The sequence below is a fragment of the Herbiconiux sp. SALV-R1 genome, from assembly GCF_013113715.1.
Taxonomy (GTDB): Bacteria; Actinomycetota; Actinomycetes; order Actinomycetales; family Microbacteriaceae; genus Herbiconiux.
The window spans coordinates 2,138,064-2,158,894 of record NZ_CP053344.1 but is presented as its reverse complement, the minus strand read 5'-3'; the positions used below and the strand labels follow the sequence as shown (position 1 = coordinate 2,158,894).

The following is a 20,831-nucleotide window of genomic DNA, read 5'->3' as shown; positions in this document are numbered from 1 at the left end:
GTGAGGCTGCCCGCGGCTCGTGACCGCGTGAGCGTCACTCGATATAGTTGAGCCATGGAATGGCTGATCCCGGTAATCATCGTCGTCGTGATCGTTGCGATCATCGGCATCTACCTCTGGGCGACCTACAACTCGCTGGTCACGCTGAACGTGCGTGTCGACGAGGCCTGGAGCGACATCACCGTTCAGCTGAAGCGTCGTGCCGACCTGCTGCCCAACCTCATCGAATCGGTGAAGGGCTACGCGGCGCACGAGAAGGCCGTGTTCGAGAACGTCACCAAGGCGCGTGCCGAGACGCTCTCCGCGCAGGGGCCGGCCGAAGCATCCGTCGCCGAGAACCACATGCAGAACGCGCTGAAGTCGATCTTCGCGGTCGCCGAAGCCTACCCGCAGCTCCAGGCCAGCCAGAACTTCCTGCAGCTGCAGGCCGAGATCGTCGACACCGAAGACAAGGTGCAGGCGTCACGCCGGTTCTACAACGGCGGTGTGCGCGAGCTCAACACCAAGATCAAGGTCTTCCCGAACAACGTCTTCGCGCGCCAGCTCGGCTTCTCCGAGCGCGAGTTCTTCGAGGTGTCCGACGTCGCGGCCATCGCCGAGCCGCCGCGCGTGCAGTTCTGACGCGTCGCCCGCCTGACTAGGGTTCCATGTATTCCGCTATAGCGAAGAACAAGCGCAACACGGTCTTCATCATCATCCTGTTCCTCGTCATCATCGGCGGGCTCGGGTACCTGGCCAGCTACATCTACGGCAACCTGTCGATCGTCATCATCACGGTCGTGGTGTCGATCGGCTACGCGCTCATCCAGTACTTCGCGGCCTCAGGTCAGGCGCTCGCGATGAGCGGCGCCCGGCAGATCGAGAAGCGCGACAACCCGAGGCTGTACCGGGTGGTCGAGAACCTCTCCATCACCACCGGCACGCCGATGCCGAAGGTCTACATCATCGACGACCCCGCGCCGAACGCCTTCGCCACGGGGCGCGACCCCGAGCACGCTGTGGTCGCCGCCACGACGGGACTGCTCGCCATCATGGACGACGCGGAGCTCGAGGGCGTCATGGCCCACGAGATCGGGCACGTGCGCAACTACGACATCCGGGTGTCGATGATCGTGTTCGGGCTCGTCGTCGCCGTCGGCTTCATCGCCGACATGTTCCTGCGCATGGCGTTCTTCGGCCGCAACAACAACAACTCCAACCCGATCGTCATGGTCTTCGGACTCGTCGCCATCCTGGTGGCGCCGCTCGTCGCCACCGTCGTGCAGCTCGCCGTCTCCCGCCAGCGCGAGTACCTCGCCGACGCCACCGGCGCCCTCACCACCCGCCACCCCGAAGCCCTCGCCAGCGCCCTCGAGAAGCTCGCCGCGTACGGCCGCCCCATGCAGCGCCAGTCGACCTCCATGTCGCACATGTGGATCGCCGACCCCAACAAGCCCGGCATCATCGACCGCCTCTTCAGCACCCACCCACCCATCCCCGACCGCGTAGAACGCCTCCACAAAATGGGCGGCTCGTTCTAGCTGCCGGCGGGGCCGTGCTGTGCGCGGCTCCGCCGGGGCGCGCCGCCGCTTCTGCGGCGCGCCGCGGCATGTGAGCACGCGGTCGCTGACGCGGCCACGCACTCACCCTGGGTCGTCTGGGAGCGGCCCGCAGCCTTCATCCCCGTTCCGGCCCCCGCGCGGCCATCTCGGGTGGGCCACAGCGCACGTTAGTCGCAGAAAGTGCTCCCAGATCGAGGAATGGCGACCATTTGCGCGACTAACTCCCCGGCGCTCGGGAGCGAGCGCGAGGGACGGGGTTCAACGCAACAGGCCCTTGTCGACGACCCAAGGTGAGTGCGTGGCCGCGTCAGCGACCGCGCACTCACATGTCGCGTCGCGCCGGGCGAGGACCGGCGCGACCGGCCGGAGCCGCGCGCAGCACGGCCCCGGCCGCAGCCAGCGCCTCGCAGCCAGCTCAGCTCAGCTCGGCGCGGAGCGCCGGGGCGAGGGTGCCGCGGTCGGCGACGAGGATGTCGCCGGGAAGGCCCTGCCACGCGGCGGCGGAGCGGAGGAGGTCGGCGATGCGGGGGATGTCGTCGGGCACGAGGCCCGGTTCGGCCCAGGCGGACTGCACGCGGAGCACGCCGGCCTGGCGGTCGCTCTTGAGGTCGAGGCGGGCGGGGATGCGGTCGTCGATCAGCACGGGCAGCACGTAGTAGCCGAAGACGCGCTTGGGCGCGGGCGTGTAGATCTCGATGCGGTAGTGGAAGTCGAACAGTCGGAGGGCTCGCGCCCGCTCCCACACGACGGGGTCGAACGGCGACAGCAGCGCCGCCGCCTCCAGCCGCCGGGGGAGGCGGGCGTCGCGGTGCAGCCAGGCGGGCTTCCCCCAGCCCGGCACCGTGACGGGCAGCAGCTCACCCGACTCGACGAGCCGGTCGATGGCGGGCTGCGCGTCGACCCGCTTCAGCCGGAAGTAGTCGGCGAGGTCGGTGAGCGTGCCGATGCCGTGCGCCCGGGCCGAGATCGACATCAGCTCGGCGATCGCGTCGTCGCGCGACACCGAGGCGTTCAGCACCTCGGCCGGCAGCACCTGCTCGGGCAGCGCGTAGACGCGTTCGAAGCGCGTGCGCCCCGCCGACACCACGTCACCCTGCCGGAACATCGTCTCGAGCCCGCGCTTCACGTCTGACCAGCCCCACCACGGGCCCTGCCGCACGTTCGACTCGTGCTCGATCTCGCTCGCCCGCAGCGGGCCCTTCTCGGCGAGCTCGGCCCGCAGCCACTCGATCGTCTTCTCGTTCGAGGCGCCCCACGACTCCGGATGCGTGCGGTACCACTCCCGGTAGTGGGCCTTCCGCCAGTCCATCAGCGGAAGCGTCTCGACGGGGAGGAAGGATGCTTCGTGCGCCCAGTACTCCGTCACACCCTTGCCGTAGGTGAGCCGATCGAGCAGCGCCTTGTCGTACCCGCCTAGCCGGGCGAACACCGGCTGGTAGTGGCTGCGTTCGTACACGTTCACCGAGTCGATCTGCAGCAACCCCAGCCGCCTCAACAGCAGGTTGAACTGCCGGGTGCCGGGCCGTGCATCCGGAACCCTGCCGAAGCCCTGCGCCGCCAGTGCCACACGCCGCGCCAGCGCGGGAGAAATCGTCTCGACCATCGAGGCGAGCCTACCGAGCGCCACCGACACCGGCAGCGACATCGGCACCGGCAGCGAACGGATGCGCGGGCCGGCCACCGCAGACACCGGTCGTTCATCCGCGGTTCACAGCCCCGTCGGCGACGCGTCTCCCGCCGCCCCTACCGTGCAGGAGTCGGCCCGACGGCACAGAACAGCCCGCACACAGCGCGGGCGGCCACGGGCCGCACGATGGAGGAACTCCCTTGCACACCAAGCGCCTCGCGATCGCCGGTACCGCCGTCGCCGCAGCCCTTGCCCTCGCACTCGGCGGATGCTCGTCAGACGCCACCGCATCCTCGACCGGCGCCTCCGGCGTCGACGCCGCCACCGCCACGAACCTCGAGGCCTTCGGCGGCCTCGCCGGGCTCGAGGAGGCCGCCAAGGCCGAGGGCGCCCTCAACGTCATCGCGCTGCCGCGCGACTGGGCGAACTACGGCGCCGTGCTCGACGCCTTCGCCGAGAAGTACCCCGAGATCACCATCAACGAGGCCACCCCCGACGCGTCGAGCGCCGAGGAGATCCAGGCCGCGCAGAGCCTCGCCGGCCAGGACACCGCCCCCGACGTCTTCGACGTGGGCGCCGCCGTGGCGCTCGCCAACACCGACCAGTTCGCGCCCTACCAGGTGGCGACCTGGGACGACATCCCGGATGCGCTCAAGGAGCAGTCGGGCCTCTGGGTGGGCGACTACGGCGGCTACATGGCCATCGGCTACGACCCCGACGCCGTTCCCGAGCCCACGAGCCTGAAAGACCTGCTGGGCGACGCCTACAAGGGCAAGGTCGCCATCAACGGCGACCCGACCCAGGCCGGCGCCGCGTTCGCCGCGGTCGGCATGGCGGCCGTGCAGAACGGCGGGTCGGTCGACGACTTCCAGCCCGGCATCGACTTCTTCTCCGAGCTCAACAAGGCGGGCAACTTCCTGAAGATCGACCCGACCCCCGCCACCATCGCCTCGGGCGAGACCCCCGTCGTGCTCGACTGGGACTACCTCAACGTGGGCTACGGCACCGACCTCGAGGGTCAGCGCAACTGGGAGGTGACGGTGCTCCCCGGCACCGGCTACGCCGGCTACTACAACCAGGCCGTGAACGTCGACGCGCCGCACCCCGCCGCCGCGCGCCTCTGGCAGGAGTTCCTCTACAGCGACGAGGCGCAGAACCTCTGGCTCGCGGGCGGCGCCCGCCCGGTGCGCGCCGAGGCCATGGCCGAGGCCGGCACCATTGACGAGGAGCTCTACAACGCGCTTCCCGTGATCGACGGCGAGACCGTCGTGCCCGACGCCGACCAGGCCGCCGCCGCGGCCGAGCTGCTCGGCACGACGTGGGCGGCCGCCGTCCAGTGACCGACACCGTCGCCCTGAGCCCCGGGCAGGCCACCGCGCCTGCCCGGGGCTCCCGGGCGCGGGCCCGCACGCTCCTGAACGGCAGCATGCTGGGGCTCGTGCCCTTCACCGCCTACATCGTGCTGTTCCTCGCGCTGCCCACGGTGATCGCCCTGGTCACCGGGTTCGTCGACGGAGACGGCGCGTTCACCCTCGACAACATCGCCGCCCTCGGCGACCCGGTCATCCTCAGCACCTTCGGCAACTCGCTCTGGCTCTCCGCCCTCACCGCGGCGGTCGGTGCCGTGCTGGGCGCCCTATTCTGCTACGCGCTCATCGGCGCCAAGCCCACCGGCATCCTGCGCTCGGTGGTGGATGCGGCGAGCGGCGTGCTCGCCCAGTTCGGCGGCGTGATGCTCGCCTTCGCCTTCGTGGCGACCATCGGCATCCAGGGCATGATCACGATCTTCCTGCGCGACACGGTGGGCATCGACATCTTCGCGAATGGCGTCTGGCTCTACGAGGCGCCCGGGCTCATCCTGCCCTACATCTACTTCCAGGTTCCGCTCATGATCATCACCTTCCTGCCCGCCCTCGAGGGGCTGAAACCGCAGTGGGCCGAGGCCAACGCGATGCTCGGCGGCAGCGGCGCGGGCTACTGGCGCTACATCGGCGCCCCGGTGCTGCTGCCCTCCTTCGTGGGCTGCCTGCTGCTGCTGTTCGCCAACGCGTTCTCGTCGTTCGCGACGGCGGCGGCGCTCACCAGCCAGGGATCGCAGATCGTGCCGCTGCAGATCCGCGGCGCGCTCACCAGTGAGACCGTGCTCGGGCGCGAGAACCTCGCCGGGGCGCTCGCCCTCGGCATGATCGTCGTGATGGTGGTCGTGATGGCCCTCTACTCCCTGCTCATGCGACGTGCCGCGAGGTGGCAGCGGTGAGCGCCGGGTCGGTGCACCCGGGGCCGAGCCGCGTCACCCGCTGGCTGATCGTCGCCGTCATCGGCGGGCTCTTCCTGGTGCCGATCGTCGCGATGCTCGAGTTCACCATGCGGCGGGGCCTCGAGGGCGGTTACGACCTCAGCCGATGGGCCGCGGTGTTCAGCACGGGGCTGACGGGGGAGTACAAGCCGATCCTCACCGGGCTCACCAACTCGCTGCTGCTCGCCGTGGTCACGGTGGCGATCATGCTGGTGCTGCTGGTGCCCACGATGGTGCTGGTGCGCATCCGTTTCCCCCAGCTGCAGCGCATGCTCGAGTTCGTCTGCCTGCTGCCCATCACGATCCCGGCCATCGTGCTCGTGGTGGGGCTCGCGCCGGTCTACTCGGTGGTGGCGCGCCTGTTCGGCTCGGGGGTGTGGCCGCTCGCCTTCGCCTACGGCGTCATCGTGCTGCCCTACGCCTACCGCGCCATCCAGACCAACCTGCAGGCCGTCGACGTGGTCACGCTCAGCGAGGCGGCGCGCACGCTCGGTGCGGGCTGGCCCACCATCCTGCTGCGGGTCGTGGTGCCCAACATCCGGCGCGGACTTCTCGCCGCGTCGTTCATCTCGGTGGCCGTGGTGCTCGGCGAGTACACCATCGCCGCGCTGCTCAACCGGGTGAACCTGCAGACGGCGCTCGTCATCGTGAGCAAGGCCGATCCGTTCGTGTCGATCATCTTCGCGGTGCTGGCGCTCGTGTTCGCGTTCGTGCTGCTGCTCGCCATCGGCTTCATCGGTGCCCGCGGTCCCGGCCCCTCATCGAGGCGTGGCCCGTCGGCCAGGCGCCGTGACGCGTCGGCGAGTCGCCGCGGCCGCATCCCCACCTCCTCACAGAAAGCGAGAGCATGACGATCTCGATCGACCGCCCCGACACCTCGGCCCCCGCCTCCACCACCCCCGCCGCCACCGGCTCGCGGGTAGAGCTGCGCGGCATCGAGAAGGAGTTCCCGGGCGGACACCGCGGCCTCGACGGCATCGACCTCGTCATCGAACCCGGCGAGTTCGTGGCCCTGCTCGGCCCGAGCGGCTGCGGCAAGACCACCGCGCTCCGTGTGCTCGCGGGCCTGGAGACGGCGACGGCGGGCGAGGTGCTCGTCGACGGGCGCGATGTCTCGGGCGTGCCCGCTCGGCGCCGCGACATCGGCATGGTGTTCCAGTCGTACTCGCTGTTCCCTCACATGACGGCGCAGTCGAACGTGGAGTTCGGGCTCCGGATGCGCAAGGTCGCCCCGAAGGAACGTCGCGACCGCGCGGCTGCCGCGTTGGAGATGGTGGGCCTCGGCGGCATGGGCACCCGCTACGCCCACGAGCTCTCCGGCGGGCAGCAGCAGCGCGTCGCGCTCGCCCGCGCGCTCGTCACCGAGCCCCGGGTGCTGCTGCTCGACGAGCCGCTCTCGGCGCTCGACGCGCGGGTGCGGGTGCAGTTGCGCGACGAGATCCGGCGCATCCAGCGCGAGTTCGGCATCACGACGGTGTTCGTCACGCACGACCAGGAAGAGGCCCTCGCGGTCGCCGACCGGGTCGCCGTGATGCGGGCCGGGCGCATCGAGCAGATCGGGGCTCCCGAGGTGCTGTACGGGCGGGCGGCCACGCCGTTCGTCGCCGAGTTCGTGGGGCAGACCAACCGGCTCCCCGGTGTCGTCTCGGGCGGTGCGGTCGAGCTCGACGGCGTGCGGCTGCCGCTCATCGACGCGTCGACGCCCGACGGCGAGGTCGTCGCGTTCGTGCGGCCCGAAGACCTTGGGCTGGCGGTCGCGGAGGCCGGGGCGGTCGCGGGGGACGGGGCGGTCGCGGCCTCCGGGGCGGGCTCGCACTCGGGCGACGGGCTGCCGGTGGAGGTCGTGGCGACGAGCTTCCTCGGCTCTTACCGCCGCACCTCCGTGGCGCTGGAAGACGGGACGGTGGTCTCAGTGCAGCACGCCGCCGGCTTCGCCCCGGCGGTCGACGACCGGCTCGTGCTCACCTTCGCGGGAGCGCCGGTCGCCGTCGAACGTCGCGCCGGCTGACGTTCTCGGCGCACATGCGGGCGGGCGCATACGCACGCTCTTACAATTGGCTCATGTCCGAGACCGGTCGACCGCGCCGTGGCCTGCTGAAGCGCCTGTTCTCGGCGCGCGCCGAGAGCGCCGCCGAGCAGGGCGCTCCCACCCCGCCGCCGACGTCTCCGCGCCCCGCATCGGCCCCGCGTGCCGAGCCCGCCCCGCGCGTCGCGCGGCCCGCGCCGCCCGTCGAGCTCGCCTCGCGCACGGCGCTCGACTCGGTGCCGATGGGCATGCAGATCGCCGGGGCCTGGTCGTGGCGCATCCTGGTGCTCGTCGGAGCCCTCGCGGTGTTCGGCTTCCTCATCGTGCAACTGCGGTTCCTGGTCATCCCGCTCATGCTGGCCGTGGTGCTCTCGGCGCTCCTGGTGCCGTTCAAGAACTTCCTGGTGCGGCACCACTGGCCGAAGTGGCTCGCGGTCACGGTGGCCGAGCTGAGCACGCTCGTGGTGGTCGCCGGTCTAGTCTTCCTCGTCGCCACCCAGGTGTCGTCGGGCTTCGACGACCTGAAGAACCAGACGGTCGCCTCCTACAACGACCTCAAGGCCTTCCTGGCCCAGTCGCCGCTGCAGGTCTCCGAAGACGACTTCAACTCCTACGTGGCGCAGATCTGGCAGACCATCCAGCAAGACAGCCAAAGCCTCCTCTCCGGCGCCGCAGCGGTCGGCTCGAGCATCGGCCACGTGCTGGCCGGCGTGCTGCTGGTGCTGTTCTCGACCCTCTTCATCCTCATCGACGGTGAGCGCATCTGGTCGTGGCTCGTCAAGCTCTTCCCGCGCAAGGCCCGCGCGGCCACCGACGGGGCGGGCCGGGCCGGCTGGCGCACGCTGCAGAACTTCGTGAAGGTGCAGATCCTCGTCGCGTCGGTCGACGCGGTGGGCATCGCCGTGGGCGCCGCCATCCTGGGTGTGCCGCTCGCGATCCCCATCGGCGTGCTCGTGTTCCTCGGCTCGTTCATCCCCATCATCGGAGCCGTGGTCACCGGTGCCGTCGCGGTGTTCATCGCGCTGGTCTACAACGGCTGGGTCATCGCGCTCATCATGCTCGGCGTCGTGCTGCTCGTGCAGCAGCTCGAGGGCCACGTGCTGCAGCCCTTCGTCATGGGCACGGCCGTGAAGGTGCACCCTCTCGCCGTCGTGCTCGCCGTCGCCGGCGGCTCGATGGTGGCCGGCATCGCCGGGGCCTTCTTCGCGGTGCCGCTGGTCGCCACCCTCAACGTCATGATCGCCTACGTCGCCGGGGGAGCGTGGCGCGCATCCGATCGTCCCGCTCTGTCGACACCCCCGCAGAAAGAACCCTCCCCGCATGACTGACACCGACTTCTCGCGCCGCGTCACCACCGCCGTCTCCGCGGCTCCGCTGCTCGCCGACATCGAGTCGGCGCGCGAGCGCGTGGGGCGCGTGGCGCAGGTCACGCCCATGGAGAGCTCGCGTTTTCTCGCCGAGATCATCGGCTCGCCGGTGTACATGAAGTGCGAGAACCTGCAGCGCACGGGGTCGTACAAGATCCGCGGCGCCTACAACCGCATCTCGAGCCTCAGCGACGACGAGAAGGCGCGCGGAGTCGTGGCCGCGTCGGCGGGCAACCACGCGCAGGGTGTGGCGTTCGCGGCGCGCGAGCTCGGCATCAAGGCGACCATCTTCATGCCCATCGGCGTACCGCTGCCGAAGCTGCAGGCGACGCGCAACTACGGCGCCGACGTCATCCTGCGCGGCCACTCGGTCGAGGAGGCGCTGCGGGCGGCAGCGGAGTTCGCCGCGGCGACCGGCGCCGTGGTCATCCCTCCGTTCGACCACATCGACGTCGTGACGGGGCAGGCGACGCTCGGGCTCGAGATCCTCGACCAGGTTCCGGATGCCGACACCATCGTGGTCCCCATCGGAGGCGGCGGTCTCATCTCCGGTATCGCGAGTGCGGTGAAGCAGCGCGCGGCGCAGACCGGGCGCACCGTGCGGGTCATCGGGGTGCAGGCGGCGAACGCCGCCGCCTACCCGCCCTCGCTCGCGGCGGGGGAGCCTGTCGAGATCACGACGAGCCCCACCATCGCCGACGGCATCCACGTGTCGAAGCCGGGCCTGCTCAACTTCGACATCATCACCGAGCTCGTCGACGAGGTCGTCACGGTGTCGGAGGCCGACACCGCCCGGGCGCTGCTGCTGCTGCTCGAGCGCGCCAAACAGGTCGTCGAGCCCGCCGGTGCGGTGGGCGTCGCGGCGATGCTCTCGGGCAAGATCGTCGACGCCGGCACCGCTGTCGTGGTGCTCTCGGGCGGCAACATCGATCCGCTGCTCATGCAGCGCGTCATCAGCCACGGCCTCGCGGCGTCAGACCGCTACCTGAAGCTGCGCATCATGCTGCCCGACCGCCCCGGCCAGCTGGCGCGCACGGCCGAGCTCGTCGCCGAGGCGAACGCCAACGTCGTGGAGGTGCTGCACACCCGCCACGGCAAGGGCCTGCAGATCAGCCAGGTCGAGCTCGAGCTGCACATCGAGACCCGCGGCCCCGAACACCGCGACCAGGTCATCGCCAAACTCCGCGACGCCGGCTTCGAACTCCGCATCGAGCAGTAGCGGCGGTGCCCGCGCCTCGCGCCTAGCGCGCGAGGGTCGCAGCCGGGCCGCGCGCCCCGTTGCGTCGCCCCGCACCTAGCGCGCGGGGCCCCGGCGGGTCAGCCGGTGCCCGCGCACCGTGCCTCTCCGCGTGAGCAGAAAATACTCGGGTCATACCCGCTCTCGACGTTCTTATCGTCACTGCATGATCCGAATCAGAATGGCCGCTGTGACCGCGGCCGCCCTATCCGCCTTCGCCCTCGTCCTGGCGCCCGCAGCCGCCCACGCCGAGACGACCGACCCTCCTGCCTGCGTCGAGTCGCCCTACGGGGGGTGCCAGACGGGTCCCTTGGGCAACGGAACCGGCGGAGGTGGTTGGGGCCCGTGGGGCCCGGGCGGACCATTGGACTATTACGCGGGTTACCAAGTTACGGGTTCCGAATACTGGGCGTTCTCCAAGCGCGACGGATCTCAAGTGACGGATTCAGACGCGTTCTTCTTGAAGTACTACTACAACTTCGACTGGTGCTCGGCTTGGCCAGGGCCGGACGGGGAGATCCTCTGCCGCTGAGTGAGAGGCTGTGGATGCGCCAATTGACCCGCCCGGCGGGCCGGCGGGTCAGCCGGTGAAGGTGGCGACGTCGGTGATCTCGACGGTGATGTCGCGGCCGTTGGGGGCCTGGTAGGTGGTCTTCTCGCCGATCTTGAGGCCGAGGATGGCGGCGCCGAGCGGGCTCTGCTCGCTGTAGACATCGAGGTCGGTGTTGCCGGCGATCTCGCGGCTGCCGAGGAGGAACTTCTCCTCGCCGCCCGCCACCAGCGCGGTCACGACGACTCCGGGCTCGACCACGCCGTGGCTCTCAGGAGTCTCGCCCACCTCGGCGGTGCGCAGCAGCTGCGTGAGCTGACGGATGCGCGCCTCGATCTTGCCCTGCTCGTCCTTCGCGGCGTGGTAGCCGCCGTTCTCCTTGAGGTCGCCTTCTTCGCGCGCCTGCTCGATGCGCTTGGCGATCTCGATGCGGGCCGGGCCGCTCAGCTCTTCGAGCTCGTTCGCGAGGCGGTCGTAGGCCTCCTGGGTGAGCCAGGTGACGGTGCCATCGGACATCGGACTTCTCCCTCGAACACACGTGCGCCCAGGCCGAACCGGCCCGGACGATCAGGAAAGCCTATGTGAGCCAGCAGTCGTAAATCAAACCCGTCGTGGCCAGTTCGCTGGTGCGCACCAGCTCGCTGAACGACTGCGTCGCCCGCTCGGAGGCGGGAACGTCGATGACCTTCCAGCCCACCACCGCGAACTTCTCGCTGAGTGCCTGCACCACGCAGCTCGCCGTGTCGCCGACCGGGATGGTGACGTCGAACGACACCTCGACGCTGCGGTCGTCGATCACCCGGTGCGCGGTGTCCTGCGTCGCCACCGTGGCGTTGGTGCCGTCGAGCCCCGCCCACACCACCCAGGCCGCGATGACCACGGCCACCCCCGCTCCGGCGATGCCGGCGATGAGGCGGCCGCGCATCCGTCGACCGGGGGTGCGGCCGTAGCGGGAGGCGAGCAGATCGTGGTCTGTGCTCACTCGGAACCCTCTCGTGGTCGGTCGCCCGGTCGGATGCTCTGTCGGGATGCACGGTCGGATGGGGCGGAACGTCAGGCGCGGGCGATTAAGCTGGAGGCGCCTACATCAAGGCTAATCGCAACAACGAGGAGTTGAGACCGCTGACGCTGCGCCTCATGGCCGTTCACGCCCACCCCGACGACGAGTCGTCGAAGGGCGCGGCCACCTATGCCTACTATCTCGACCGCGGCGTCGAGGTGATGGTCGTGAGCTGCACCGGGGGCGAACGCGGCTCCGTGCTCAACGAGAAGCTCGAGCCGCGGGCCTGGGCCGAGCGCGACATGGCGGGCCTGCGACGGGTCGAGATGGCCGCCGCGCAGGCCGTGGTCGGGTTCCAGCACCGCTGGCTCGGCTACGCCGACTCGGGCTACCAGGAGCCCGGTTCCGACGACGTCATCCCCACGAACGCGTTCGGCGTCATCCCGGTCGAGATCTCGGCGGGGCCGCTGGTGAAGCTCATCCGCGAGTTCAAGCCGCAGGTGCTCGTGACCTACGACGAGAACGGCGGTTACCCGCACGCCGACCACATCCGCTGCCACGAGGTCTCCGCCCGCGCCTACGAGGCCGCCGCCGACCCCGACGCCTACCCCGAGCTGGGCGAGCCGTGGGCGGTGTCGAAGCTCTACTACGACCAGATCATGAACCCCAAGCGCTTCCAGGCCGTGTTCGAGCTGTTGAGCGTCGAGGCGCCCGAGCATCCGTTCCTCGCGCAGCTCACCGAGATGCGGGAGCGGCGCACCGAGGAGTGGCCGTACGTGGCGACCGTGCGCATCCCCTCGGGCGAGTTCTTCGAGACCCGCGACGCCGCCCTGCGCGCCCACGCCAGCCAGGTGGCGCCCGACCACCCCTTCTTCTTCTGGCCCGACGACCTGCAGAAGCGTGCCTGGCCGTTCGAGGACTTCCAGCTCGCCAAGTCGCGCATCCCCGCCACCGACGACGAGAACGACCTGTTCGACGGCGTCGTCGACACGGATGCGGTGGGCACCCCCATCGACGAACAGCCCGGCAGCGAGGAGGTGCGCGCATGAGCACGATCGCTCTCACCGCGGTTGCTGCCACGCTCACCTCGGGCTTCCAGGCGGTCGCTGCCTTCGTCGCCGACACGGAGACGCCCGACCCCGACTCGGTCACGCCCGGCGTCATCGGCTTCATCGCCACCTTCGGCGTCGCGGTGGTGACCCTCCTGCTCGTCGTCGACATGGTGCGCCGGGTGCGCCGCGTGAACTACCGGGCCCAGGTGCGCGAGGAGCTCGAGGCGGAGCTTGCCGCGAAGAGTGCGGCGGATGCGGAGAACGCGCCGAGCACGCCGGATGCGGGGCCCGGTTCAGGTGCCGCCGAAGGAGACACCCCGGGCGTCAGCCGGTGACCCTCAGCCGTCAGCCGGTGACCCTCAGCCGTTGAACGGCGGGTTGATCGCCAGCAGCAGGATCGCCGTCCAGTGGCAGAGGAAAGCGATCACCGTGAAGGTGTGGAACACCTCGTGGAACCCAAAGCGCCCCGGGAAGAAGTTCGGCTTCTTCAGCGCGTAGGCGAGCGCGCCGATCGTGTAGGCGACACCGCCCGTGACGACGAGGATCATCGACGCCGCGTTGGCGTTCAGGATGTCGACGATGTACATCACCGCCGCCCAGCCGAGCGCGAGATAGAGGATAACGTACAGCCAGCGCGGCGCGCCGATCCAGAACACCCGGAAGCCGATGCCGAGCAGGGCCCCCGCCCAGACGATGCTGAGCAACAGGATGCCCTTCTCGGGCGGCAGAGCGAGGAGGGCGATCGGCGTGTAGGTGCCCGCGATGAGCAGGAAAATGTTCGAGTGGTCGATGCGCTTCAGCAGCAGCTTCGTCTTCGGCTTCCAGTCGAAGCGGTGGTAGAGCGCCGAGTTGCCGAACAGCATCATCGAGGTGAGCATGAACACGGCACTCGCCCATTTCGCCGTCGCTCCGTCGGCGAGGCAGATGAGCACGATGCCCGCGGCGATGGTGAAGGGGAACATGCCGGCGTGGATCCAGCCGCGCCAGGTGGGCTTCGTCTCGACCGGAGGGTGGTCGAGCGCATCCTCCAGCAACGGGATCTTCGGCAGCTCGGGCCCTCCGTCGCGCGCCGTGCGGTCGGTCGCGCCGGACGAGGGCGCGAGTGCGCTCTCGTGGGTGTCGGGGCGGTGGGGTGCTGCCATGTGCCCACACTAACCCCGCTCCCATGCACGCCCGCTGAAAGCGGGTAACGTATGCGTGTGCCGAAACGCCAGCCTGCCGGGAAAGGCCTCCTCTACCGTCTCTACCAGAGGCGCATCCGTCAGCACCTCGACGCACAGGTGCTGCCGAAGCACGTGGCCATGATCCTCGACGGCAACCGGCGCTGGGCGAAGCAGCGCCTCCTCGGCACCGCGGCGCACGGGCACCGGGCGGGGGCGGCGAAGATCCGCGAGTTCCTGGTGTGGTGCGACGACCTCGGCATCGACGTCGTGACGCTCTACCTGCTCTCCACCGACAACCTCTCCAACCGCGACGGCGAGGAGCTCACCGAGCTCATCGAGATCATCGCCGACCTCGCCGACGACATCTCGCGCTACCGCGACTGGCGGGTGAAGCACGTCGGTTCGAACGCCGGGCTGCCCGAGCCCCTCATCGCCGCGCTCGACGGTGCGGAGGCGCGCACGGCGGGGCGCACGGGCCTGCACGTCAATCTCGCCGTCGGCTACGGCGGGCGCTCGGAGATCGCTGATGCGGTGCGCAGCATCATCCAGAAGCACCGCGAACTCGGCCACGGCTTCGACGAGCTGGAGGCGGCGATCGACCAGGAGCTCATCGCCGAGCACCTCTACACGGGCGGTCAGCCCGACCCCGACCTGGTCATCCGCACCTCGGGGGAGCAGCGCCTCAGCGACTTCATGCTCTGGCAGAGCGCCCACAGCGAGTTCTACTTCATGGAGGCCCTCGGCCCCGACATCCGCGAGGTCGACTTCCTCCGTGCGTTGCGCGACTACTCGCGGCGGCAGCGCAGGTTCGGTAGCTGACCTTCCAGCGCGACTGTATTTTTTTCCGCGCCGCCGCTACTGCGGCGCGGGCGACATGTTCGCGTGTCGTCGCGGAGCCCGGCCTGCGGTCGGACTCCGCGGCGACGCGCTCACCCTGGGTCGTCGAGAAGGGCCTGTTGCGTTTCGATCTCGTGGTGCGGTTCTGGCGGAATTACACCCGTGTAACACAGCGTTAATCAACTGTGATGCGTGTCGTAACCCGCGCATCCGGGATCGGGCGTAGCGTCGTCTCATCAGGCATGGCGCCTGATCGAGACGGCCACATAAGTACGTTTCGACCGACCTGATCGTGGCCCTCTCGCCTACTGAACCGAGCGCCTGGCGCCCGGGGTTGGAGTGGATGTGGCCGAGCCCATGACTCAGAAGCCCAGCAGGACGAACACCGGAAAGGATGCGACACCCACCACCCGCACGACGAGCACGACGCACACGACCGAGGTGACCTACGTACTGGACACCTCGGTTCTTCTGTCTGACCCGAAAGCGATCTTCCGCTTCGCCGAGCACGCGGTCGTGCTCCCGGTCGTCGTCATCAGCGAGCTCGAGTCCAAGCGCAACGACCCGGAGATCGGGTACTTCGCCCGCCAGGCGCTGCGCAACCTCGACGAGCTGCGCATCCAGCACGAGCGTCTCGACTTCCCGATCTCGGTGGGCACGGAGGGGGGAAGCCTCCGCGTCGAGCTGAACCACTCGAACATGTCGGTGCTGCCGTCAGGGCTCCAGTTGAACGACAACGACACGCGCATCCTCGCCGTGGCGCAGAACCTCTCGAACGACGGTCTCAACGTCACCGTCGTGTCGAAAGACCTGCCGCTACGCGTGAAGGCGGCCTCGATCGGCCTGGCCGCCGAGGAGTACCGCGCCGAGCTCGCCCCCGACTCCGGATGGACGGGGCTGGCCGACATCACGCTCGGCGCCGACCAGATGGCGAAGCTGTGGGAAGACGAGTCGCTCGAGTCGCCCGTCGTGGCCGAGCTGCCCATCAACACGGGGCTCGTCATCCATTCCGACCGCGGTTCGGCGCTCGGGCGGGTCACCGGGCGCGGCTCGTTCCAGTTGGTGCGCGGAGACCGCGACGTGTTCGGACTGCACGGCCGGTCGGCCGAACAGCGCGTGGCGATCGACATGCTGCTCGACCCCGAGGTCGGCATCGTCTCGCTGGGAGGTCGAGCCGGGACGGGGAAGTCGGCGCTCGCCCTCTGCGCGGGCCTCGAAGCGGTGCTCGAGAAGCAGCAGCACAAGAAGATCATGGTGTTCCGCCCCCTGTACGCGGTGGGCGGGCAGGAGCTCGGTTTCCTGCCGGGCGACGCCGCCGAGAAGATGAACCCGTGGGCGCAGGCCGTGTTCGACACGCTCGGCTCGCTGGTGTCGCAGAACGTGCTCGACGAGGTGATCGACCGCGGGATGCTCGAGGTGCTGCCGCTCACGCACATCCGTGGCCGGTCGCTTCACGACGCGTTCGTGATCGTCGACGAGGCGCAGTCGCTCGAGCGCAACGTGCTGCTCACGGTGCTCTCGCGCATCGGCCAGAACTCGCGGGTGGTGCTGACGCACGACGTGGCGCAGCGCGACAACCTGCGGGTGGGCCGGCACGACGGTGTCGCGTCGGTGATCGAGACGCTGAAGGGCCACTCGCTGTTCGGTCACATCACGCTGACGCGCTCGGAGCGCTCGGCGATCGCCGCGCTCGTCACCGAGATGCTGGAGTCGAACGAGCTGGCGTGACCCTGGTGCGGCGCTGCCTGCCGTGTCTGCGGGAGGCGGCGCCGCATCCGTTCGTTGGTGGCCTCGAAGGGGAGGAGAGCGCAGATGGCGGGCAGGATCGTGATCGACCTGTTCACGACGCTCGACGGGGTGGCGCAGGCGCCGGGGAGCCCCGACGAAGACCCGAGCGGCGGGTTCGAGTACGGCGGGTGGCAGGCGCCGCTGGTCGACGAGAGCATGGGCGAGCAGGTGATGGAGGGCATCCGCTCGATGGATGCGCTGCTGCTCGGGGGCACGACCTACGACATCTTCGCGGCGTACTGGCCGCAGCACGTCGACGGGCCCGACGGGGAGATCGGGCGCCGGTTCGACTCGATTCCGAAGTACGTCGCGTCGCGCGGCGCACCCGTGCTGCCGTGGCGCGACTCGCACCTGCTCGGGCCGTCGCTGAGCGACGAGATCGCCGCGCTGCGGGAGCGGCACCAGGAGGTGCACGTCATCGGCAGCGTTGACTTCTCCCGCTCGCTGGTGGCTTCAGGGCTATTCGACGTGCTCAACCTGTGGGTCTACCCGATCGTGCTGGGCAGCGGCAAGCGGCTGTTCCCTGATGACGGGCCCGCGCTCGGGCTGACGCTGCTCGAACCGCCCGTCGCGGGGGAGAGCGGCGCGCTGCTGCTCCGGTACGGGCCCGGGCCTGCGGTGACGACGGGCGACATGGGCTGAGCCTCCTGCACAGCCCCGTGTCGCGGCGCCTTTCTGCACAGGTTCGCCGACGGATGCCCGCTCGCGCGGGGCGCGGCCTACCGTTCCCGGATGCTCGACCTCTCCTCGCCCACCCTCGACTGGCTCCCGCTGCTCCACCTCGCCGCGGCCACCATCCCCCTCGTTCGAGCCGACGCGCGAACACTGCGGCTGCCGAACGCGCTGACCGTTCCGGGGCTGGCGGTCACGGCGGCCGTGGCGTTCGCGACGGGCGACGCCGCGGCGGTGGGGATGCTCGTGGCCGCGTCACTCGTCGGCGCGGTGGTCTGGCAGGCGGGCTGCCTGGGACTCGGCGACGTGAAGCTGCTCGCCTGGCTCGCCGGCGCGTCAGCCCTCACCGACGCCTTGGGGCCGTTGCGCGTGCTCGCGGCGGCGGGGGCGGCCTCCGCCGTGGTCGCTGCCGCCCTCCTGGGTGCCGCCTCCGGCGCCCGCGTCGGCGTCGGCGGGTGGTCCCGCGTCCGCGTGCCGCTCGGGCCCGCGCTCCTCATCGGGTTCTGGTTCGGAGTCCTCCTCCCGCCTGCCGCGTGACGCCGCATCCGCCGCCCCCGGGTGCCCGATGTCACTGCCGAACTCGATGGAGTTGTGCCGCGCATCCGGAACCGGATGGAGTTCGGGCGGCGTGTCGGCCGCGGGCTCCATCGAGTTCGGGGGCGGGGCCGCCGGCGGCCCCCGAAACGACGGAGTTTCGGGCCGAAAACACCGAACGACGGAGTCTCGACCCGGTGGGGGGCCGAGACTCCGTCGTTCGGAAAGGAGGTGCGGGTGCGGCGCTCGCGCGCCAGGCGCGCGGCTACTTCGCGACCGGCGGGCGGGTCATGGAGAGCACGTCGAGGGCGGTGTCGAGCTGCTCGAGGGTGACCTCGCCGCGCTCGACGAAGCCGAGGTCGATGACCGCCTCGCGCACGGTGATGCCGCGAGCCACGGAGTGCTTGGCGATCTTCGCCGCCGCCTCGTAGCCGATGATGCGGTTGAGCGGCGTGACGATCGACGGCGACGACTCCGCGAGGGCGCGAGCGCGCTCCACGTTCACCTCGAGCCCCTCGACGGTCTTGTCGGCGAGCAGCACCGCCGAGTTCGCCAGCAGGCGGATCGACTCCAGCAGCGCCGTGCCCATCACGGGTATCGCGACGTTCAGCTCGAACGCGCCCGAGGCACCCGACCACGCGATCGACGCGTCGTTGCCGATCACCCGCGACGCGACCATGAGCACCGCCTCGGGAATGACCGGGTTGACCTTGCCGGGCATGATCGACGAGCCGGGCTGGAGGTCGGGGATGTGCAGCTCACCGATGCCCGTGTTCGGCCCCGAGCCCATCCAGCGCAGGTCGTTGCAGATCTTGGTGAGCGACACCGCGAGCACCCGCAGGGCACCGGATGCCTCGACCAGCGAGTCGCGCGCGCCCTGCGCCTCGAAGTGGTCGCGGGCCTCCGTGATGGGCAGGCCCGTCTCCTCGGCGAGCAGCGAGATGACCAGCTGCGGGAAGCCGGCGGGCGTGTTGATACCCGTGCCGACAGCAGTGCCGCCGAGCGGCACCTCGGCGACGCGGGGGAGCGCCGACTTCACGCGCTCGATGCCGAGACGGATCTGCGCGGCGTAGCCGCCGAACTCCTGGCCCAGGGTGACAGGTGTGGCGTCCATGAGGTGGGTGCGGCCCGACTTCACGACGGTGGCCCAGAGCGTCGACTTGGCCTCGAGCGCCTCGGCGAGGTGCTCGAGCGACGGGATGAGGTCGTGGATGAGCGCACCCGTCACGGCGACGTGCACCGAGGTGGGGAAGACGTCGTTCGACGACTGCGACGCGTTCACGTGGTCGTTCGGGTGCACCTTCGAGCCCAGCGACGCCGAGGCGAGGGAGGACAGCACCTCGTTCATGTTCATGTTCGACGAGGTGCCCGACCCGGTCTGGTACACGTCGATCGGGAAGTCGGTGTCGTCGAACTCACCGGTGACCACGCGGTCGGCGGCGGCCGCGATGGCGTCGGCGATGGCCTGGTCGAGCACGCCGAGGCGGGCGTTGGCGATCGCCGCGGCCTTCTTGATGCGAGCGAGAGCCGCGATCTGCGCGGGCTCGAGCCCGTCACCCGAGACCGGGAAGTTCTCGACGGCCCGCTGCGTCTGCGCACCGTAGAGCGCCGAGGCCGGAACCCTCACCTCGCCCATCGTGTCGTGCTCGATGCGGAATTCGGTGCTGGGAGCGTTGTCCACCACTGTGTGGTCGTCCTTTCCTCGTGGCTGTCGCGCGCGGCAGCTCTGGTGTTGTGGCTTGTCGAAGTCTTCGGTCGGTGGGGGCAGGCGGGCTCAGAGGTCGCCGATGGAGACGTGCGCGACGGCGCGCCCCTCCGCCAGGCGGTAGTTGGCGCCGACGATGCCCAAGCGGCCGTCGGCGACGGCGGCGCTGATGATCTCCGACGATTCGAGCAGCTTGCCCACGGTCGCCCGCAGGTGGGCCTTGCCGACGGCCCCCGCATCCGGTTCGGCGACGAGGGCACCCTCGGCGTCGCGCTCGGGCGAGAGCTGCGAGATGGCGGGCACGATCTGGTCGACCAGCCCGCGGATGTGCCCCGGCAGGGGAGCGGCGCCGGGCAGCTGGGAGTCGATGGCAGCGCGCACGGCGCCGCAGGAGTCGTGGCCGAGCACGACGATGAGCGAGACGCCGAGCACCTCGACGGCGTACTCGAGGCTGCCGAGCGCCGAGTCGGAGACGACCTGACCGGCGTTCCGCACCACGAACAGGTCGCCGAGGCCGAGGTCGAAGATGATCTCGGCGGCGAGACGGGAGTCGCTGCAGCCGAACAGGGCGGCGCGCGGCGTCTGCAGGTTCGCGAGCGTCGCACGCGTCTCGACGTCTTGCCGCGGATGCTTCGGCGTGCCCCCGACGAAACGGGCGTTGCCGCGCTGCATCGTCGCCCAGACGCGCGCCGGGGTGGTGGGCTGCGGGTCGGTCGCGAAGTCGCTGTCGGGCGGGGTCATCCGTTGTCCTCCGTGGTGTCTTCGGCGGGTGCCGTGGCGGGCTGGTCGCGAAGGTTGCCGGTGATCGACGCCGCGACCTCGGCGATCTCGGAGTCAGAGGCGGTGCCGAAGACGATGTAGGTGGTGGGGCCCGCCTCGGCGGTGAGCGCGTACTCGACGTTGCCGAGGTCGGTGCCGCCGGCGGCCGTGGCGCGGTTGTCGTACACCGTCCAGCTGACGCCGTCGATGTCGACGGTGCCCGACGGGATTCCCCGGTTCACCTGCTCCGACACCCAGCTCGGGTTGGCGTTCAGCGCCTGGGTGAGCCCGACGTACTGGTTGTCGGGGGAGATGAGACCGATGTACCACGACACCACCTGGTCGGCGGTGGCGGTGCGCAGTTCGGCGGCGTTCGCCGACCAGCCCTCGGGCAGCTCGGGCACGGCGAGGGGGACCGGCACCGCGTTCTGGGCGCTGGCGGCGACCTGGGCGTAGTCGACGGGCTGCAGCAGCGACTCCTCGGAGCGCGGCACCAGGATGACGATGGCCGCCACGAGCCCCACCGAGACCAGGAGGGCGTAGAGGAGGTTGCGCAGCGTCTTGCGGTCGCGGTACAGCCGCGACTGCTCGGCCTTGCGGGCCGCCTCCTCCTCGGGAGTCTCCGGCCGGCCCAGTTCGGCGACGACGCGTCGCTCGGTGTTCTTCGCCATCTCGCC

21 protein-coding genes are annotated in these 20,831 nt (G+C 70.1%); 14 read left to right on the top strand and 7 right to left on the bottom strand.

What is annotated here, in order from left to right:
- Window positions 1-54: 54 nt before the first annotated feature.
- Together HL652_RS10360 and HL652_RS10355 are read left to right on the top strand one after the other, a co-directional pair.
- On the top strand, window positions 55-621 hold the full coding sequence (locus HL652_RS10360; protein WP_171705250.1) for a LemA family protein: 567 nt from the start codon (window positions 55-57) through the stop codon (window positions 619-621).
- Window positions 622-647: 26 nt separating this feature from the next.
- Window positions 648-1,520: a M48 family metallopeptidase gene (locus tag HL652_RS10355; protein WP_171705249.1), complete on the top strand. Its 873-nt coding sequence runs from the start codon at window positions 648-650 to the stop codon at window positions 1,518-1,520.
- Window positions 1,521-1,956: 436 nt separating this feature from the next.
- Here HL652_RS10355 and HL652_RS10350 read toward each other — a convergent pair whose 3' ends face one another.
- Window positions 1,957-3,144, bottom strand: coding sequence for a winged helix-turn-helix domain-containing protein (locus HL652_RS10350; protein WP_171707287.1), 1,188 nt, complete (start codon window positions 3,142-3,144; stop codon window positions 1,957-1,959).
- Window positions 3,145-3,368: 224 nt separating this feature from the next.
- Between HL652_RS10350 and HL652_RS10345 the strand changes: the two genes are divergently transcribed.
- The 6 genes from HL652_RS10345 to ilvA are packed head-to-tail and all read left to right on the top strand — an operon-like array spanning window position 3,369 to window position 10,076.
- The gene (locus HL652_RS10345; protein WP_171705248.1) at window positions 3,369-4,508 is read left to right on the top strand and encodes an ABC transporter substrate-binding protein; all 1,140 of its coding nucleotides are present in this window, start codon (window positions 3,369-3,371) and stop codon (window positions 4,506-4,508) included.
- Window positions 4,505-5,425 carry an ABC transporter permease gene (locus HL652_RS10340; RefSeq protein WP_371743631.1) on the top strand — a complete coding sequence of 307 codons (921 nt, stop codon included), beginning with the start codon at window positions 4,505-4,507 and terminating at the stop codon, window positions 5,423-5,425. Before HL652_RS10345 ends, HL652_RS10340 begins: the two co-directional genes overlap by 4 nt.
- A complete protein-coding gene (locus HL652_RS10335) occupies window positions 5,422-6,315 on the top strand; it encodes an ABC transporter permease (protein WP_253743781.1) in 894 nt (297 codons plus the stop codon). The genes HL652_RS10340 and HL652_RS10335 overlap by 4 nt, the downstream gene beginning before the upstream one ends.
- Window positions 6,312-7,472 carry an ABC transporter ATP-binding protein gene (locus HL652_RS10330; RefSeq protein WP_171705246.1) on the top strand — a complete coding sequence of 387 codons (1,161 nt, stop codon included), beginning with the start codon at window positions 6,312-6,314 and terminating at the stop codon, window positions 7,470-7,472. Before HL652_RS10335 ends, HL652_RS10330 begins: the two co-directional genes overlap by 4 nt.
- A gap of 53 nt (window positions 7,473-7,525) precedes the next feature.
- Entirely contained in the window at window positions 7,526-8,818 is a 1,293-nt protein-coding gene (locus tag HL652_RS10325) for an AI-2E family transporter (protein ID WP_171705245.1), read from the top strand.
- On the top strand, window positions 8,811-10,076 hold the full coding sequence (gene ilvA / locus HL652_RS10320) for a threonine ammonia-lyase (protein WP_171705244.1): 1,266 nt from the start codon (window positions 8,811-8,813) through the stop codon (window positions 10,074-10,076). The genes HL652_RS10325 and ilvA overlap by 8 nt, the downstream gene beginning before the upstream one ends.
- A 598-nt stretch (window positions 10,077-10,674) precedes the next feature.
- On the opposite strand, the gene greA is transcribed toward ilvA, so the two are convergent.
- Window positions 10,675-11,160 (bottom strand): transcription elongation factor GreA, encoded by a 486-nt coding sequence (greA, locus tag HL652_RS10315; protein WP_171705243.1) that lies wholly within the window; start codon window positions 11,158-11,160, stop codon window positions 10,675-10,677.
- Between the two features lie 61 nt (window positions 11,161-11,221).
- The gene (locus HL652_RS10310) at window positions 11,222-11,626 is read right to left on the bottom strand and encodes a DUF4307 domain-containing protein (protein ID WP_171705242.1); all 405 of its coding nucleotides are present in this window, start codon (window positions 11,624-11,626) and stop codon (window positions 11,222-11,224) included.
- A 155-nt stretch (window positions 11,627-11,781) separates the two neighbouring features.
- On the opposite strand from HL652_RS10310, the gene mca reads away from it, so the two are divergent.
- On the top strand, window positions 11,782-12,693 hold the full coding sequence (gene mca / locus HL652_RS10305; RefSeq protein WP_171705241.1) for a mycothiol conjugate amidase Mca: 912 nt from the start codon (window positions 11,782-11,784) through the stop codon (window positions 12,691-12,693).
- Window positions 12,690-13,031 (top strand): hypothetical protein, encoded by a 342-nt coding sequence (locus HL652_RS10300; RefSeq protein WP_171705240.1) that lies wholly within the window; start codon window positions 12,690-12,692, stop codon window positions 13,029-13,031. Before mca ends, HL652_RS10300 begins: the two co-directional genes overlap by 4 nt.
- A 24-nt stretch (window positions 13,032-13,055) precedes the next feature.
- Here HL652_RS10300 and trhA read toward each other — a convergent pair whose 3' ends face one another.
- Window positions 13,056-13,838 (bottom strand): PAQR family membrane homeostasis protein TrhA, encoded by a 783-nt coding sequence (trhA, locus tag HL652_RS10295; RefSeq protein WP_171705239.1) that lies wholly within the window; start codon window positions 13,836-13,838, stop codon window positions 13,056-13,058.
- 51 nt (window positions 13,839-13,889) lie between these two features.
- Here trhA and HL652_RS10290 point away from each other — a divergent pair, with 51 nt between their 5' ends.
- The 4 genes from HL652_RS10290 to HL652_RS10275 all read left to right on the top strand — a co-directional run bounded on the left by HL652_RS10290 (window position 13,890) and on the right by HL652_RS10275 (window position 17,693).
- A complete protein-coding gene (locus HL652_RS10290) occupies window positions 13,890-14,678 on the top strand; it encodes an isoprenyl transferase (protein WP_171705238.1) in 789 nt (262 codons plus the stop codon).
- Window positions 14,679-15,053: 375 nt separating this feature from the next.
- On the top strand, window positions 15,054-16,424 hold the full coding sequence (locus HL652_RS10285) for a PhoH family protein (RefSeq protein WP_171705237.1): 1,371 nt from the start codon (window positions 15,054-15,056) through the stop codon (window positions 16,422-16,424).
- Window positions 16,425-16,508: 84 nt separating this feature from the next.
- Window positions 16,509-17,126, top strand: a complete 618-nt coding sequence (locus HL652_RS10280; protein WP_171705236.1) for a dihydrofolate reductase family protein — start codon at window positions 16,509-16,511, stop codon at window positions 17,124-17,126.
- A 90-nt stretch (window positions 17,127-17,216) separates the two neighbouring features.
- Window positions 17,217-17,693 carry a prepilin peptidase gene (locus HL652_RS10275; protein ID WP_171705235.1) on the top strand — a complete coding sequence of 159 codons (477 nt, stop codon included), beginning with the start codon at window positions 17,217-17,219 and terminating at the stop codon, window positions 17,691-17,693.
- A 262-nt stretch (window positions 17,694-17,955) separates the two neighbouring features.
- On the opposite strand, the gene HL652_RS10270 is transcribed toward HL652_RS10275, so the two are convergent.
- The 3 genes from HL652_RS10270 to HL652_RS10260 all read right to left on the bottom strand — a co-directional run bounded on the left by HL652_RS10270 (window position 17,956) and on the right by HL652_RS10260 (window position 20,825).
- A complete protein-coding gene (locus HL652_RS10270) occupies window positions 17,956-19,326 on the bottom strand; it encodes a class II fumarate hydratase (RefSeq protein WP_253743863.1) in 1,371 nt (456 codons plus the stop codon).
- Between the two features lie 138 nt (window positions 19,327-19,464).
- Window positions 19,465-20,136, bottom strand: a complete 672-nt coding sequence (locus tag HL652_RS10265; protein WP_171705233.1) for a carbonic anhydrase — start codon at window positions 20,134-20,136, stop codon at window positions 19,465-19,467.
- On the bottom strand, window positions 20,133-20,825 hold the full coding sequence (locus HL652_RS10260) for a DUF4245 domain-containing protein (RefSeq protein WP_171705232.1): 693 nt from the start codon (window positions 20,823-20,825) through the stop codon (window positions 20,133-20,135). Before HL652_RS10260 ends, HL652_RS10265 begins: the two co-directional genes overlap by 4 nt.
- Window positions 20,826-20,831 lie beyond the last annotated feature (6 nt).